The following is a 14867-nucleotide window of genomic DNA, read 5'->3' on the forward strand; positions in this document are numbered from 1 at the left end:
GGTCAGGCGTCCTTCTGCTTGGTGCCGAAGATCTTGTCACCGGCGTCGCCCAGGCCCGGAACGATATAGCCGTGTTCGTTGAGGCGCTGGTCGATCGAGGCGGTGTAGATCTGGACGTCCGGGTGGGCTTTCTCCACCACTTCGATGCCTTCAGGCGCTGCTACCAGCACCATGGCGCGGATTTCCTTGCAGCCTGCCTTCTTCAGCAGGTCGATGGTGGCGACCATCGAGCCGCCGGTGGCAAGCATCGGGTCGATGATCAGCGCCAGGCGCTGGTTGATGTCCGGGGCGAGCTTTTCCAGGTAGGTGTGTGCTTCGAGGGTCTCCTCGTTGCGTGCGACACCCACGGCACTGACCTTCGCGCCCGGGATCAGGCTGAGCACGCCGTCAAGCATGCCGATGCCGGCGCGCAGGATCGGTACCACGGTGATCTTCTTGCCAGCGATTTTTTCAACTTGCACCTTGCCACACCAGCCATCGATCTCGTAGGTTTCCAGTGGCAGGTCCTGGGTGGCTTCGTAGGTCAGTAGCGCGCCGACTTCCTGGGCGAGTTCGCGAAAGTTCTTGGTGCTGATGTCGGCACGGCGCATCAGGCCGAGCTTGTGGCGGATCAGCGGGTGGCGGATCTCACGAGTGGGCATAGGGGGGCTCCGAAAGGCGGGCAAAAAAACCGCGCTAGATTAATCTATTCAGCCTTTGCTGTCGTGCAGTCCTTTTGCACGTTAGTCCATAAATGCTTGATCTGTGACGAGCGGATGCGTACCTTTGCCCGCTTTTCCAAAATCCCCCCTGGAGAGCGCAATGTCCGCTGATCTCGAGCACATCCGTCAAGTCATGCGCGAGGCAGACTGCCTTTACAACGAAGCCGAAGTCGAAGCGGCCATTGCCAAGGTTGGCGAGCAGATCTGCAAGGACCTGCACGACAAGAACCCGGTGGTGTTCTGTGTGATGAACGGCGGCCTGATCTTCGCTGGCAAGCTGCTGACCCACCTGCAGTTCCCGCTGGAGGCCTCGTACCTGCATGCCACGCGCTACCGCAACCAGACCAGTGGCGGTGAACTGTTCTGGAAGGCCAAGCCTGAAGTGTCGTTCATCGACCGTGACGTGCTGATCGTCGACGATATCCTCGACGAGGGTCACACCCTCAGCGCCATCATCGAGTTCTGTAAACATGCCGGCGCCCGTTCGGTGCACACTGCGGTGCTGATCGACAAAGACCATGACCGCAAGGCCAGCCCGGACCTCAAGGCCAGCTACGTCGGCCTGCCTTGCATCGATCGCTATATCTTTGGTTACGGCATGGACTATAAGGGTTACTGGCGTAACGCGAACGGCATCTTCGCCGTCAAGGGACTTTGATCATGAGCCAGCCTGCTTTCATCGACCAAGCGTTGTTTGCCGGGCTGGCGCAGAAAGCCGCCGACGCACCGCGTGGTCGCTACCATCACAATTTCCATGAGATGCAAGACCCCTGTCACCGCTTGGCAGTGGGCTTGCAGCCGTCCACCTATATTGCGCCTCACCGGCACCTGAGCGAGGACAAGGCCGAGACTTTGTTGGCGCTCAAGGGCCGCTTGGGGCTGCTTATGTTCGATGAGCAGGGCGCAGTGATCGACAAGCGCGTCCTTGAAGCCGGTGGCGAGTGCCTTGGCGTGGACCTGCGCCCGGGCCTCTTCCATTCCCTGGTGGTGCTCGAGGCAGACAGCATTCTGTTCGAATGCAAGGCCGGCCCTTACCGGCAGTTGGCCGACGGCGAGCATGCCCCTTGGGCGCCGCGTGAAGGCGAAGAGGGTGTTGCCCGGTATCATGCCTGGATGCTCGCGCAGTTCGATTGACAGCCCACCGTTGTGCAGCATGCTAGAGTGCTCCTTCATGCCAAGGAGCCTTACATGCGAGCGATCGTTCCCCTGTTGCTGGCAGTCAGCCTGCCTCTTGCCGCCGCACCGCTGCACAGCCAGTTTCTCCCGCCCGATGACCAGGCCCTGCGCCAGGAAGCGCCGACAGGCCAGCAACTGTTGCAGGTAACCGACTACTCGGTAGTGGTTGGGGCGCAGCGCCAATCTGATCAACAGCCAATTCCGATCACCGCCTCCTTGCAGATGCGCCTCAAAGGCAAGCCGTTGAGTAAAGGTGCGACGATCAGCCAGGTGTTGCTCACCTTCGATGGCGAGGCGGGCAAGAGCCTGAAAAAGCCTGTGTATGACGACAAGACCCGCACGTTGAGCCTGAACTACCCGGTCAGCGACTACCGCGTGATCATGGACCTGCTGCGCAACGAGACGCTGTATGTACAGTTTCTGACCTACTCCAACGGCCATGTCTGGGCCGACTTGCACACAGGTACCGTACGTACGCGTTGAGGCGTGTCGCGTGTGGGGGGTAAACTGCCGGCCTTCGAAATTCGTGATGGTCCAGTTGGAGCCGGCAATGCGCAAAGACAAGAAGCAGGTGATTGGTGACGAAATCAGCGACGACTACATCAAGTCGTTTCTCCAGTTTGAGCCTGCAGATGGTGTGACTTCGCCTTCTCAGCACAAGCTGATCAAGGCTTACCGCGGCCTGCGTGTCGACGATTTCGAGCGCTTCGTAGGGTTCTTCGTCGAAGCCGGGCTGGACCTGGACGGCAAAGACGAACAGGGCAAGACCTTCGTCGAAGTGATCGCCGACCAGCGCAATGCGGCTGAATACATCGAGATCATCGAAAAAGCCCGTGCCTGATAGATCCCCGCCACAAAAAACGCCCTAGGGGTATTGCCAGTCAGTTAGCGTTATCAGGGCCGCAAAGCGGCCCTGGATCGCCTACCTGACTGGCATTACCCCGAGGGGCGTTAGGCGTAGTGCTTGGCCGGGCTGTTCTCTACCAGGTCCAGCGCCTCGTCGTTGTCGGCACTGATCTTGTGGTACAGGGCTGCATCGGTGGCCAGGGTCTTCTCGCGAGCCGGGAAGATTTCCTTGAGCTTGGCAGCCCAGGCGCCCTTGGCCTGCTCGGGGAAGCAGCGCTCGATCAGTTCAAGCATGATCGACACGGTCACCGAAGCACCAGGGGATGCGCCGAGCAGTGCCGCGATACTGCCGTCCTGTGCCGACACCAACTCAGTACCGAACTGCAGGATGCCGCCTTTTTTCGGGTCCTTCTTGATGATCTGCACGCGCTGGCCAGCCACTTCCAGGCGCCAGTCTTCAGCCTTGGCCTGCGGATAGAAGCGGCGCAGCGACTCGAGGCGCTGTTCCATCGACTGCATCACTTCGCTGACCAGGTACTTGGTCAGGTCCATGTTGTCGCGGGCCACGGCCAGCATCGGGCCGATGTTGCCCATGCGCACCGACAGTGGCAGGTCCATCACCGAGCCGTGCTTGAGGAACTTGGTGGTAAAGCCGGCGTACGGGCCGAACAGCAGCGATGTCTTGCCGTCCACCACGCGGGTGTCCAGGTGCGGCACCGACATCGGCGGCGCGCCAACGGCGGCCTGGCTGTAGACCTTGGCCTGGTGCTGCTTGACGATTTCCGGGTTGTCGCAACGCAGCCACTGGCCGCTTACCGGGAAGCCGCCGAAGCCTTTGCTCTCCGGGATGCCGGACAGTTGCAGCAGCGGCAGTGCCGCGCCGCCGGCGCCGAGGAACACGAAGCGGGCGTCCACTTCACGGCTGCCGCCGCTGTTGACGTCCTTGATGCTGACGGTCCAGCCAGCGCCGTTACGGCGCAGGCCGACGACCTTCTTGCTGTACTTGACCTGCGCATTCTGCGAGTCGCCCAGCAGCTTGAGCAGCTTGTTGGTCAGTGCGCCGAAGTTGACGTCGGTACCTTTGGTCACGCGGGTGGCGGCGATGTGCTGGTCGGCCGGGCGGCCGGGCATCATCAGCGGCATCCATTCATTCATCACCGCCTTGTCTTCGGTGTATTCCATCTCGGCGAAGGCATGGTGCTGCTTGAGCAGCTCGAAACGCTTCTTGAGGAAGGAAACACCCTTGTCACCTTCGACGTAGCTCAGGTGCGGGACAGGGTTGATGAAGGCACGGGCCGGGCCGAAATTGCCTTTTTTGCTCAGGTAAGCCCAGAACTGGCGCGAGACCTCGAACTGGGCATTGATGTGCACGGCCTTCTTGATGTCGATGCTGCCATCGGCGGCCTGGGGCGTGTAGTTCAGCTCGCACAGGCCGGCATGGCCGGTGCCTGCGTTGTTCCAGGGGTTGGAGCTTTCCGCGGCCCCGGAGTCCATCGCCTCGACGACCTCAAGCTTCAGGGTCGGGTCGAGCTCCTTGAGCAGTACGGCCAGGGTGGCACTCATGATGCCCGCGCCTACCAGTACTACATCAACCGATTCGTTCTGCGCCATTTAACGCGTCTCCACAATCTACAGCTACCTAATTGACAGCATAGGACCCCAGGTGTGCCAGGATCGCCATGTCCGACTCTTCGCAGTTCTTGCAACTTCCGCGGACACCGCCAAATCAGTCTTCGGGTTCGTCTATTGAACGCCGTTTGCCACAGGTGCGGCAATTCGACTTATGGTCAAGGTGTCGTGCGTGCGTTATGGAGCGGTTTCAGACACCCATGTGAAATGAGCGTATCAGCCGCCTGTTCAGGGCTGTTCGGGACACATCTGTCGCTATTGCACATGCCAGACTGTTCATTTGCTCGCCACACTCTCGTGAAGTTGTGAAAACCGTTTTTTTCACGCTCTTTTGGAGACGTGAACCTCAAAAGGGGACTGCGCGATGGCAACCCGCAGGTTCATGCAGTGCGAAGGGCCGGAAAAGCAGGCACGACAGCCGATGCAAGACCTGAGTGGAAGGCTCTCTGTGGGCGAAGCGGTGAAGGTGCCGGGGTCAAACGGCAAATGCGGGGCCCGATCAGGAGACGTCCTTATAATCGGGGGGAGATTATAACGATGTCGCGGGCAGAAAGGTCGTTATTCGTGCTTTTTATTGCAGCGTTTGTCAGGCGGGCAGGGTGCGCCGCTGCCAATGGCCGCTTGCATGGGCGCAAACCCGGGCGTTGGCGGGCAGCGGGCGGCCCAGCCAGGCAAGCTGGATTTCTTTGACCTGCACCCAACCGTTGCTGCCTGGTGGCTGGCTGCATTGCTTGAATCCCAGGCAGTTGCCGTCGCCATCGAGGCGTGCATAGGTATTGTGGCGCGGGCGTTGGAAGAGCAGGGTCCAGAGCGAGGCCATGGTGTCGAGTCCTGTGTGTTAGGGCTTGCAGCGAAGATAACAGCAGGACCATGAACCGAGTGTGACAGAAGGGCCTGGCTTCAACCGGCAAGCCTCAAGAAGACGCCTGCGCCCCGTGCGGTCTGCTTTTACTTGTAGCTTGCCGCTTGTAGCGTGCCGCTAGGTATACTGTGGGCCTTTGCCGCTTTTTCTGGAGAAACACGCATGTTGCAACGTCTGTTGTTCGGTTTGCTTGCCGTGGCCAGCCTGAGCCTGGTCGGTTGTGCCCACAGCCCGCAACAACTCAGCCCGCAACCCAAGCTCAACGCCCAACTCGCCCCGGTCGGCCACGGCCAGCCGGTGGTGGTCAAGGTGGTGGACGGCCGGGCTTCGCAGTCCCTGGGCACTCGTGGTGGCATGTACCCCGAGACCAGCACCATCAGCGTCAATGGCAATGACATCGTGCCCAAGCTGCAGGCTCAGGCCGAGGCGGCCGTACGCCTGTTGGGCTTCACCCCTTCGGCCAACGCCTCCAACGCGCCGCAACTGACCGTGACCCTGGCCGAATTGAAGTACCAGTCGCCCAAGGAAAACCTGTACGTGACCGAGGCCACCATCGGCGCCACCTTCCGTGCTGATGTGTCGAACGCCAACCGCCGTTACAGCGGCCGTTACGGCGCCTCGTTGGACCAGCGCTTCGGCATGGCGCCCAACCAGGAAACCAACACCAAGCTGGTGGGGGATGTGTTGAGCGATGCGTTGACCCGCCTGTTCAAAGACCCGACCATCGGCCAGGTGCTGGGCGAATAAGCTTTTCGCTGTACCCAGAACAAACCCGCTGCCTGCGTGCCTGGCAGCGGGTTTTTTTTGGTTTTTCGAAGGCCTCAGGCTGCTTGGATATGAAAATCCAGCACGCTCACGCCCGTCAGCAGGTCCACCTCTGGCAAATGCTCATGCGCATGCCCGCCCAGGGCGCAATACACCAGCCACTGGCGGTCCTGGACATTGATGGCAAAACCATCGATCAACGCCTGCTGTTCATCACTCTGGGCAATGAGATAGAGGCGGTCCTGGTTTTCGGCGTGCAGCATGTACTCGCTCCGGTTCGGGAAAAGGCCGACAGGGTGGCCTGCCTTGATGACGAGCGTGTGACAGATGAAATTTAGTGACACTTTGTCGCCAAGTCCGGGCGCCAGGGCAGGTCTTCGGTAGAATGCCGGCCTTCGCTGACGTTCTGACCGAGGTTGCGTGATGTCCTTGCAAGTGCTTTGGGGGGTTCTGGCCGCCCATCCGACCAAGCTGATCAATCTGCTGGCATTGTTGATGACCTGCCCGGGCGGGTTGCTGCTGCACAGTGCACGGCGTCGCCAGGCCATCACCCGCGAAAGCCTGGCAGTGGATGACGGGCTGGTGGATGCATTCGACCAGCGGGTGCCGCGCTATTACTACATTCTGGGCTTTTCCTGCCTGGCGATGGCCTTGCTGCTGTCATGGTTCAGTACCTGGATCTGAACCATGCGGGGCCGCCAAGCGGCCCCTGTGGTCAGGCAACCGGCGCCTGTTGCCTGACCTGATACTGGTTGCGCACCGGCGTGGCGTATTGCAACACCAGGTATGGCCGCTGCTCCTGCGGGCAGGCGTCCAGGCGGCGTTGCCATTCTTCCTTGGCTTTTGCCAGCTCCTCGGCCGGGAACAGCTTCTCGGCGCTCGGCACCTGTAGTGCCTCATCCTTTTCGCCCCACATTGCGTAGGCCAGGTAGTGCACCGGGAACAGTCGGTAGCCCCCCAGAATCTGCCGGTCGATCTCCTGCGCCAGCTGCTTGGTGTCCTCGTAGAACGCGGTTACCGGCGGGGCGAAGTTGATGTGTACCCGGCCCTTGTAGCCGGTGATGCCTTTGGCGATGCTGTTGTCGTCTTCACCTGGCGCCTTCTGATAGGTGCCGGTAGTCGCACGGATATACAGTTCGCGCGCCTTGGCCTGGTCGCAGGGGTCGTACTCGTAGCTGATCGACACCGGAGTAAGGTTAAGGCCCTGGATCACCGCACCGAAAGGCTCATCCTTGCGGCTCATGTGGAACATCTTGAGGATGGCCGAGTCGGTGCGGTCATCGCCATCTTTGGCACGGCCTTCGGCCTGGGCGATCCAGATCGAAGCGCCGTCGTTGCGGATCGAATGGTTGATGTAGGCCGAGAGCAGTTGGTAGGCCGCGAGCTTCTCGCGCCGGCCAGTGAGCGAGCGGTGGACGATGAAGCTCTTGTTCAGGCGCATCATGTCGCTGACGAACGGCTTTTGCAGCAGGTTGTCGCCAATGGCGATGCGTGGCGTCGGCAGGCCTGCGTGGTACACCGCGTAGTTGACGAAGGCCGGGTCCATGACGATGTCACGGTGGTTGGCCAGGAACAGATAGGCGGTACCGGATTTGAGTTGCTCGACGCCTGTGTACGTGACCCCGTCGGTAGCGCGCTCGATGGTGTGGTCGACGTAGTATTCGACCTTGTCCTGCAATGTGGACACGCAGGTAACCCCGGCGAACTCCTTGCGCAGGCGGCGGGCGATCAGCGGCTTGAGCAACCAGCCGAGTGCCCCGGCTGCGCGCGGGAAGCGGAAGTGGGTGAGGATATCGAGGAATGCCGGGTCGCTGAGCAGGCGTGCCAGCACGGCAGGGACCTCAGCATCGTCGTACGGTCGGATGGCATCGAATTCGCCCATCATGCTCTCTTGTTGGAAACGGCTAGGGTAATAAAGTAGGGGTGGGGCCCGAAAAACGGCTCGGACACACGCAGGCCCTGTAAACAGACCGGCAATTATACGCATAAGTCACTGCGGAGGCCGCGATGCTGGAAACCGACTTCTACGATTGCCCTTATTGCGGCGAGCGCGTGGAAACCACCGTGGACATCTCCGGTGGCGACCAGATGTATACCGAAGACTGCCAGGTATGTTGTCAGCCGGTGGTGTTCATCCTGCAGGTGCACGGCGACGAATGGATGCTCGAAGTCAGACGCGAGGACGATGCCTGATGCGGCGGATCTACGAACCGGAAACCTTGCTGGAGGCAGAAATGCTCGCTGGCATGCTGGCCAGCGAGGGTATCGAGGTGCACCTGATCGGCCGTGACCTGATGGGCGGTGTTGGCGAGTTGCCGATGCAAGGCTTGCTCGGGCTCGCCGTGGCCGATGAGCAGGCAGGTTACGCACGGCAGCTGATCGATGCGTACAATGGCGCCCAGCCGCTTGTCGGCGACGAACCGGAGAGCTATCCCGGTACCTTGATCTGCTAGGTTCTGAAATCGCCCATGTGTGGACGCTATGCCCTGTTTCGCTGGCCCCAGGTGCTGGCAAGCCTGCCAGGCTTTCCTACCGGCCAGCCGGCGCAATGGAATATCTCGCCCGGCGCTTCGGTGCTGATCCAGCGCCAGGTCGACGGCCAGATGCAGTTGGCCAAGGCGCGCTGGGGCCTGACCCCGGCCTGGCTCACTGACCTCTCACGCACCCCCGCGCATGCCCGGGCCGAAACCCTGGCCGAGCAACCGATGTTCCGCGAAGCGTTACGTCTGCGGCGCTGCCTGATGCCAGCCAACGGTTTTTACGAATGGCGTGGCACGGTGCGCAAACGGCCGTACTGGTTGACGCCGGGGGAGGGTTCGTCGTTGTATTTCGCGGCCATATGGGAAGCCTACCCGGTCCAGGACCAGGTGTGGCTGAGCTGTGCGGTGGTGACCCAGGCGGCGATGAACCAACGCCGGCCGTTGATTCTCGATGAGGCGGGGCAGGCCGCATGGCTGGCCCCTGACACACCGCTGCCGCGTCTGCATGAGCTGCTCGCCAGCCCACCGGCCACGCTACGTGAGCGGGCGCTGGCGAATTTCGTCAATGACCCGAAGCTGGATGCGCCCGAGTGCCTGACGCCGGCCTGATGAGGCCGGTACTGGCGAAGAAAATCTTCCCTGCGGCTCTGGTAGCCCATGGGCGACTCGGCCTAGGATATCCCGCATGTAAAAAGGGAGTGTTTTCATGCGTAAGTCTTTTGTCGTCAGCCTCTTGAGCGCTGGCATCCTGCTGGCTGGCTGCCAGGCGGTCAATACCACCAGCGGCGGTGCTGTCGGCGTCGAGCGCAAGCAGTACATGTTCAGCATGCTCTCGACCGATGAGGTCAACCAGATGTACGCCCAGTCGTACCAGCAGACCCTTGGCGAGGCGTCGAACAAGGGCGTGCTGGACAAGTCCAGCGCCGATGCCAGGCGCGTGCAGGTGATTGCCGACCGGCTGATCGCCCAGGCGCCGAAATTCCGCCCGGATGCCGCCCAGTGGCAGTGGGAGGTCAATGTGATCAAGAGCGATGAGCTCAACGCCAACTGCGGCCCTGGCGGCAAGATCATCGTCTACACCGGCCTGATCGACCAGCTCAAGCTTACCGATGCCGAGATTGCGGCAGTGGTGGGGCATGAGATCGCCCACGCGCTGCGTGAACACAGTCGCGAAGCGATGTCCAAGGCTTACGGCGTGGAAATGGCCCGCCAGGGCGCAGGTGCGCTGTTTGGCCTTGGCCAGAACAGCATTGCGCTGGCAGACCAGGTGGTGAACTACGCCATGACCTTGCCCAACAGCCGCGCCAACGAGAACGAAGCCGACCTGATCGGCCTGGAACTGTCGGCGCGTGCCGGCTACGACCCGAACGCCGCGATCACCTTGTGGAACAAGATGAGCAAGGCGTCCGAGGGTGCGCCACCTGAGTTCATGAGCACTCACCCGGCCTCTGACAGCCGGATCGCCTCGTTGCAGGCGGCGATTCCCAAGGTCATGCCGCTGTATCAGGCCGCCAAGAAGTAAGAGCAGCTGCAAGCTACAAGCAAGAGCAGTACGCGTACATCTGCTTTTTCTTGCAGCTTGCAGCTTGCAGCTGCCGCTTCACCCCACCCACCCACTGGTTTTCATTGCCGAGTAGACGGCGACGATCGCCAGCACGATGAAGGCCGTCGCGGCCAGGCGGCGAATCAGCGTCAGCGGCAGCTTTTCTGCGGCGAAATTGCCCGCCAGGACTACCGGCACGTTCGCGATCAGCATGCCCAGCGTGGTACCGATGATGACCATGATCAGGTGCGGGTACTGGGCTGCCAGCATCACCGTGGCCACCTGGGTCTTGTCACCGATCTCGGCCAGGAAGAACGCAATCAGCGTGGTCAGGAACGGGCCGAAGCGACGCGCAGGGTTTTCATCATCATCCATCTTGTCCGGCACCAGGGTCCACAGGGCCGTGGCGGTGAAGCTCGCGGCGAGAATCCAGTGCAGCGTCGACTCACTGAAGAACCCGCTGACCCAGGCGCCCACGGCACCTGCGGCGGCATGGTTGGCCAGGGTGGCGGCGATGATGCCGGCGATGATCGGCCAGGGCTTGCGGAAGCGGGCAGCCAGAATGAGCGCGAGCAATTGCGTCTTGTCGCCGATTTCGGCAAGCGCGACGATCGCGGTAGGTACGAGGAGCGATTCCAGCATCAGGGTTCCTGTGGGGGCGGGTCGACACGGCTATGACACGTACAGCCTCCCCGCCCCGGGTAAGGTGTGCGTGTCATAGGTCTTGTCAAACCCTGGACCTGTCTGCGCAGATCGTGGGTCGCACGCGCCATGGCCTGTGGGCCAAGTGTGTTGACGCGTGCCGGGCAAGCAGGGTGCTTGCGGGAGACTACTCCCCTAGGACGGTGCGGATTCTGCCTAGCCGAAACGCTTTGGGCAAGCCCTGTTTTTATCAGCGTGTTGCTTGATAGATGCGAAAACCGTCTGCCTCGGCACAGGTCCGACAGTTGCCCAGCGCGCCTTCGATCAGAGGCTGGTAACGCAGGAAACTGTTGGCGACCAAGCGCATTTCGCCGCCTTTTCGCAGATGTTGGCCTGATTTTTTCAGCAGGTTTTCCGATGCCTGGTAGTTGGTGTGCACACCGGTATGGAACGGCGGGTTACTCAGGATCAGGCTCAAGTCGCCGGGTGCAGCATCGATACCGTCGCCACTGATAACTTCACCTTCCAGCTGATTGGCCGCCAGCGTCAGGCGGCTGGCCGCCACGGCGAAGGCGTCTACGTCCAGCATCGTGACCCGGCTCTGTGGGTAACGGCGTTTGACTGTGGCGCCGAGTACACCGGCACCGCAGCCAAAGTCCAGTACATGGCCCACTGGCAGGTTATCCAGGTGCTTGAGCAGCAACGCTGTGCCGCGGTCCAGGCGGCCGTGGCTGAACACGCCAGGCAGGCTGACCACCTGCAGCGGGCCGTCTTCCAGTTCAAGCGCGAAGCGTTCGGCCAGGCTTTCCAGTGGCTTGGCTTCGGGCGCGTTGTCCACGGTGACCTGCCACAGCTGGCAATGCCGGGCACTGTCGAGCTTGCGTGGCTTGCCCAGGGCCTGCAAATGCTTGGCCGCGCCTTCGATGCCGCCGCGCTTTTCGCCCACCAGGTAGAGTTCGCCGCCGTCCAGGCGTGACGCCAGTGCGTTTAGCAGGTAGGCCGCCAGTTCGCGCGACTTGGGCAGGAACAGTACGGCCGCCTCGAAGGCGACCGGCGGCACGTCGACGCCGTAATGGCTGCGCCCGGCAAAGCGGGCGTCGAGCATGGCCTGATCACCCGCGTGCCAGGTCCAGGCATTGGCCTTTGGCAACTGGCCGAGCAGGTCATCGGCGGGGGCGCCGGCAATCAGCAGTGGACCCTGGAACAGGTCCGCCTGGCGGAGCAAAACTTCACTGCGCGGGTCCATGGACGACGCCTCCTGAAAAAAGTGGCGCAGTGTAGCAGAGCCTGCCCTTGCGCTCAGCTGACCACGCGGCGTGGCTGGCCGGCAAAGAATGCCTGGGCGTTCTCGCTGAGCTGGCCGACGATGCGCTGGCGCGATTCCACCGCGCCCCAGGCGCTGTGCGGCGTGATCAGCAGGCGCGGGATGTCGCCGGCCAGCAACGGGTTGCCGTTGACCGGCGGCTCGACGCTCAGCACGTCGGTGGCGGCGCCGCCCAGATGGCCGCGACGAAGGGTGTCGGCCAGGGCCTGCTCGTCGATCAGGCCGCCACGTGCGGTATTGACCACCAGCGCGCCGGGCTTGAGCAATGCCAGCTCACGTGCGCCGATCATGTGCCGTGTGTGTTCGTTGAGGGGGCAGTGCAACGTCAGGGCATCGACCTGCGGCAGCAGTTCGTCCAGCGGCAGGCGATCGTTGCGCGCCGGGCGCCCGGGGATCTGCCCGCTCAGCACGCGCATGCCAAAGGCTTCTGCAAGCCGCGCGACGGCGCCACCGAGTTCACCATGGCCGAGCAGGCCTAGGGTTTTGCCTTCCAGTTCCACGATCGGGAAGTCCAGCAGGCAGAACTGGCTGGCCTTGGCCCATTGGCCGTCGGCCACCGCCTGGTTGTAGTCGCACAAGCGCGTGGCCAGCGCCAGCAGCAGGGCCAGGGTGTGCTGTGCCACCGAGGGCGTGCCGTAGCCTTGGCAATTGCAGACGGTGATGCCCTGGGCGCGGGCGGCAGCCAGGTCGACGTTGTTGGTGCCGGTGGCAGCGACCAGGATCAGCTTGAGCTGTGGGTTGGCAGACAGGGCGTTGGCGTCGAGCATGACCTTGTTGCTGATCACCGCAACGGCGCCCTGCAGGCGCTCGGCTACCTGATCCGGGCGGGTGGCGTCGTACAGTTCGAACGCGTCGAACTGGCTCTGCAAAGGTGAGAGGTCGAGGTCACCAAGGTCCAGGGATTCATGATCGAGAAACACAGCGCGACGCGGGCTGGGCATAGGTACGGCTCCAGTGGCAGGGCAAGGGTTGATCCATCGACCGAACAATGCCACTCATACCTCGCGCAGCCAAATCATTCCTTCGGCTGATTTGACCGTCACATTGGCGAACTACAGTAGACACAGACTTGTCCGGCTCGCTTTTCAAGAAGGGATAACCATGCTGCAGACCCGCATCATCAAGCCCGCCGAGGGCGCCTACAGCTTTCCTCTGCTGATCAAACGCCTGCTGATGTCCGGCAGCCGCTATGAAAAGACCCGCGAGATCGTCTACCGCGACCAGTTGCGGCTGACCTATCCACAGCTCAACGAGCGTATCGCCCGCCTGGCCAACGTGCTGACCGAAGCCGGGGTCAAGGCCGGTGACACCGTGGCGGTGATGGATTGGGACAGCCACCGTTATCTGGAATGCATGTTCGCCATCCCGATGATCGGCGCGGTGGTGCACACCATCAACGTACGTCTGTCGCCTGAGCAGATCCTCTACACCATGAACCATGCCGAGGACCGCTTCGTGCTGGTCAACAGCGATTTTGTCGGCCTTTACCAGGCCATTGCCGGGCAGTTGACCACGGTCGACAAGACCCTGCTGTTGACCGATGGCCCGGACAAGACCGCCGAACTGCCGAACCTGGTGGGCGAGTACGAGCAGTTGCTGGCGGCGGCCAGCCCGCATTACGACTTCCCGGATTTCGACGAGAACTCGGTCGCCACCACGTTCTACACCACCGGCACCACAGGTAACCCCAAGGGCGTCTACTTCACCCACCGCCAGTTGGTGCTGCACACCTTGGCCGAGGCCTCGGTGACCGGCAGTATCGACAGCGTCCGCCTGCTTGGCAGCAATGATGTGTACATGCCCATCACGCCCATGTTTCACGTGCATGCCTGGGGCATCCCGTACGCGGCGACCATGCTCGGTCTGAAACAGGTGTACCCGGGCCGCTACGAGCCCGACATGCTGATCAAGCTCTGGCGGGACGAGAAGGTCACCTTCTCGCACTGCGTACCCACCATCCTGCAGATGCTGCTCAATTGTCCGAGCTCCCAGGGCCAGGACTTCGGCGGCTGGAAGATCATCATCGGTGGCAGTGCGCTCAACCGCTCGCTATATCAAGCGGCGCTGGCCCGGGGCATTCAGCTGACTGCAGCCTATGGCATGTCCGAAACGTGCCCGCTGATTTCTGCCGCGCACCTGAACGATGAGCTGCAGGCCGGCAGCGAAGACGAACGCGTGACCTACCGCATCAAGGCCGGTGTCCCGGTGCCGCTGGTGGAAGCTGCGATCGTCGATGGCGATGGCAATTTCCTCCCGGCAGATGGCGAGACTCAAGGTGAGCTGGTGCTGCGTGCGCCTTGGTTGACCATGGGCTATTTCAAGGAGCCGGAGAAAAGCGAGGAGCTGTGGCAGGGTGGCTGGCTGCACACCGGTGACGTCGCCACGCTCGACGGCATGGGTTACATAGACATTCGCGACCGCATCAAGGACGTGATCAAGACTGGGGGGGAATGGATATCTTCCCTGGACCTCGAGGACCTGATCAGCCGGCATCCTGGAGTGCGCGAGGTTGCAGTGGTTGGGGTCGCCGACCCGCAGTGGGGGGAGCGCCCGTTCGCCCTGCTGGTGGTGCATGACGGCCAGGCTGTCGATGCCAAGGCGTTGAAGGAACACCTCAAGCCATTTGTAGAGCAAGGGCACATCAACAAGTGGGCGATTCCCTGCCAGATCGCCGTTGTTACAGAAATTCCCAAGACCAGTGTCGGGAAGCTCGACAAGAAGCGCATCCGCCAGGACATCGTCCAGTGGCAGGCGAGTAACAGCGCCTTCCTTTCCACGCTGTAACCGCGTTGCGAGTCGTGTACCCCGGGGCACGACCCGCAGGCCAGAGCGGCCGTCACCTTGCCAATCGGTAAAAATCGGCCATGCTTGGGCACTGCCGGTGCGTAACCTGGGAACA

Annotated in this window: 19 protein-coding genes and 1 riboswitch; of the genes, 11 read left to right on the plus strand and 8 right to left on the minus strand. The window is 61.9% G+C overall.

Going from position 1 to position 14867, the window contains the following annotated elements; genetic code table 11:
- Window positions 1-2 precede the first annotated feature (2 nt).
- Window positions 3-641: a uracil phosphoribosyltransferase gene (gene upp, locus EGJ09_RS05210; RefSeq protein WP_011532223.1), complete on the minus strand. Its 639-nt coding sequence runs from the start codon at window positions 639-641 to the stop codon at window positions 3-5.
- A gap of 160 nt (window positions 642-801) precedes the next feature.
- Here upp and EGJ09_RS05215 point away from each other — a divergent pair, with 160 nt between their 5' ends.
- The 4 genes from EGJ09_RS05215 to EGJ09_RS05230 all read left to right on the plus strand — a co-directional run bounded on the left by EGJ09_RS05215 (window position 802) and on the right by EGJ09_RS05230 (window position 2718).
- Window positions 802-1359 (plus strand): hypoxanthine-guanine phosphoribosyltransferase, encoded by a 558-nt coding sequence (locus tag EGJ09_RS05215; protein ID WP_012316248.1) that lies wholly within the window; start codon window positions 802-804, stop codon window positions 1357-1359.
- A 2-nt stretch (window positions 1360-1361) separates the two neighbouring features.
- Window positions 1362-1835, plus strand: coding sequence for a WbuC family cupin fold metalloprotein (locus EGJ09_RS05220; RefSeq protein WP_046784551.1), 474 nt, complete (start codon window positions 1362-1364; stop codon window positions 1833-1835).
- A 54-nt stretch (window positions 1836-1889) separates the two neighbouring features.
- The gene (locus EGJ09_RS05225; RefSeq protein WP_125923398.1) at window positions 1890-2360 is read left to right on the plus strand and encodes a hypothetical protein; all 471 of its coding nucleotides are present in this window, start codon (window positions 1890-1892) and stop codon (window positions 2358-2360) included.
- 67 nt (window positions 2361-2427) lie between these two features.
- Window positions 2428-2718 (plus strand): PA4642 family protein, encoded by a 291-nt coding sequence (locus EGJ09_RS05230; protein WP_119687769.1) that lies wholly within the window; start codon window positions 2428-2430, stop codon window positions 2716-2718.
- A gap of 110 nt (window positions 2719-2828) precedes the next feature.
- Here EGJ09_RS05230 and mqo read toward each other — a convergent pair whose 3' ends face one another.
- Window positions 2829-4334 carry a malate dehydrogenase (quinone) gene (gene mqo / locus EGJ09_RS05235; protein ID WP_119687768.1) on the minus strand — a complete coding sequence of 502 codons (1506 nt, stop codon included), beginning with the start codon at window positions 4332-4334 and terminating at the stop codon, window positions 2829-2831.
- A 604-nt stretch (window positions 4335-4938) separates the two neighbouring features.
- Window positions 4939-5172, minus strand: a complete 234-nt coding sequence (locus tag EGJ09_RS05240) for a hypothetical protein (RefSeq protein WP_046784547.1) — start codon at window positions 5170-5172, stop codon at window positions 4939-4941.
- Between the two features lie 204 nt (window positions 5173-5376).
- Between EGJ09_RS05240 and EGJ09_RS05245 the strand changes: the two genes are divergently transcribed.
- Complete coding sequence (locus EGJ09_RS05245; RefSeq protein ID WP_039603065.1) at window positions 5377-5961, plus strand: YajG family lipoprotein; 585 nt, start codon at window positions 5377-5379, stop codon at window positions 5959-5961.
- A 74-nt stretch (window positions 5962-6035) separates the two neighbouring features.
- Here EGJ09_RS05245 and EGJ09_RS05250 read toward each other — a convergent pair whose 3' ends face one another.
- Entirely contained in the window at window positions 6036-6242 is a 207-nt protein-coding gene (locus EGJ09_RS05250) for a hypothetical protein (protein ID WP_046784546.1), read from the minus strand.
- Between the two features lie 160 nt (window positions 6243-6402).
- Between EGJ09_RS05250 and EGJ09_RS05255 the strand changes: the two genes are divergently transcribed.
- Window positions 6403-6663, plus strand: a complete 261-nt coding sequence (locus tag EGJ09_RS05255; RefSeq protein ID WP_012316240.1) for a hypothetical protein — start codon at window positions 6403-6405, stop codon at window positions 6661-6663.
- Window positions 6664-6694: 31 nt separating this feature from the next.
- Here the strand turns inward: EGJ09_RS05255 and EGJ09_RS05260 are convergent, their stop codons facing one another.
- Window positions 6695-7864, minus strand: coding sequence for a 1-acyl-sn-glycerol-3-phosphate acyltransferase (locus EGJ09_RS05260; RefSeq protein ID WP_161871248.1), 1170 nt, complete (start codon window positions 7862-7864; stop codon window positions 6695-6697).
- A gap of 122 nt (window positions 7865-7986) precedes the next feature.
- Between EGJ09_RS05260 and EGJ09_RS05265 the strand changes: the two genes are divergently transcribed.
- The 4 genes from EGJ09_RS05265 to EGJ09_RS05280 all read left to right on the plus strand — a co-directional run bounded on the left by EGJ09_RS05265 (window position 7987) and on the right by EGJ09_RS05280 (window position 9981).
- Window positions 7987-8172 carry a CPXCG motif-containing cysteine-rich protein gene (locus EGJ09_RS05265; RefSeq protein ID WP_012316238.1) on the plus strand — a complete coding sequence of 62 codons (186 nt, stop codon included), beginning with the start codon at window positions 7987-7989 and terminating at the stop codon, window positions 8170-8172.
- Window positions 8172-8432, plus strand: coding sequence for a putative signal transducing protein (locus EGJ09_RS05270; RefSeq protein ID WP_115273872.1), 261 nt, complete (start codon window positions 8172-8174; stop codon window positions 8430-8432). The genes EGJ09_RS05265 and EGJ09_RS05270 overlap by 1 nt, the downstream gene beginning before the upstream one ends.
- Window positions 8433-8447: 15 nt before the next feature.
- A complete protein-coding gene (locus tag EGJ09_RS05275) occupies window positions 8448-9068 on the plus strand; it encodes an SOS response-associated peptidase (protein ID WP_125923399.1) in 621 nt (206 codons plus the stop codon).
- Between the two features lie 97 nt (window positions 9069-9165).
- On the plus strand, window positions 9166-9981 hold the full coding sequence (locus EGJ09_RS05280; RefSeq protein ID WP_012316235.1) for a M48 family metallopeptidase: 816 nt from the start codon (window positions 9166-9168) through the stop codon (window positions 9979-9981).
- Between the two features lie 78 nt (window positions 9982-10059).
- Here the strand turns inward: EGJ09_RS05280 and EGJ09_RS05285 are convergent, their stop codons facing one another.
- The 3 genes from EGJ09_RS05285 to EGJ09_RS05295 form a co-directional block, all read right to left on the minus strand.
- Window positions 10060-10641, minus strand: a complete 582-nt coding sequence (locus EGJ09_RS05285; protein ID WP_174141606.1) for a TMEM165/GDT1 family protein — start codon at window positions 10639-10641, stop codon at window positions 10060-10062.
- Window positions 10642-10732: 91 nt separating this feature from the next.
- Window positions 10733-10852: riboswitch (yybP-ykoY riboswitch) on the minus strand.
- 42 nt (window positions 10853-10894) lie between these two features.
- Entirely contained in the window at window positions 10895-11890 is a 996-nt protein-coding gene (locus EGJ09_RS05290) for a class I SAM-dependent methyltransferase (RefSeq protein ID WP_125923400.1), read from the minus strand.
- A gap of 53 nt (window positions 11891-11943) precedes the next feature.
- Window positions 11944-12909: a 2-hydroxyacid dehydrogenase gene (locus EGJ09_RS05295; protein ID WP_046784541.1), complete on the minus strand. Its 966-nt coding sequence runs from the start codon at window positions 12907-12909 to the stop codon at window positions 11944-11946.
- A 160-nt stretch (window positions 12910-13069) separates the two neighbouring features.
- On the opposite strand from EGJ09_RS05295, the gene EGJ09_RS05300 reads away from it, so the two are divergent.
- Entirely contained in the window at window positions 13070-14752 is a 1683-nt protein-coding gene (locus EGJ09_RS05300) for a fatty acid--CoA ligase (protein ID WP_046784540.1), read from the plus strand.
- Window positions 14753-14867 lie beyond the last annotated feature (115 nt).

The organism is Pseudomonas sp. p106 (genome assembly GCF_003936645.1).
GTDB lineage: Bacteria > Pseudomonadota > Gammaproteobacteria > Pseudomonadales > Pseudomonadaceae > Aquipseudomonas > Aquipseudomonas putida_E.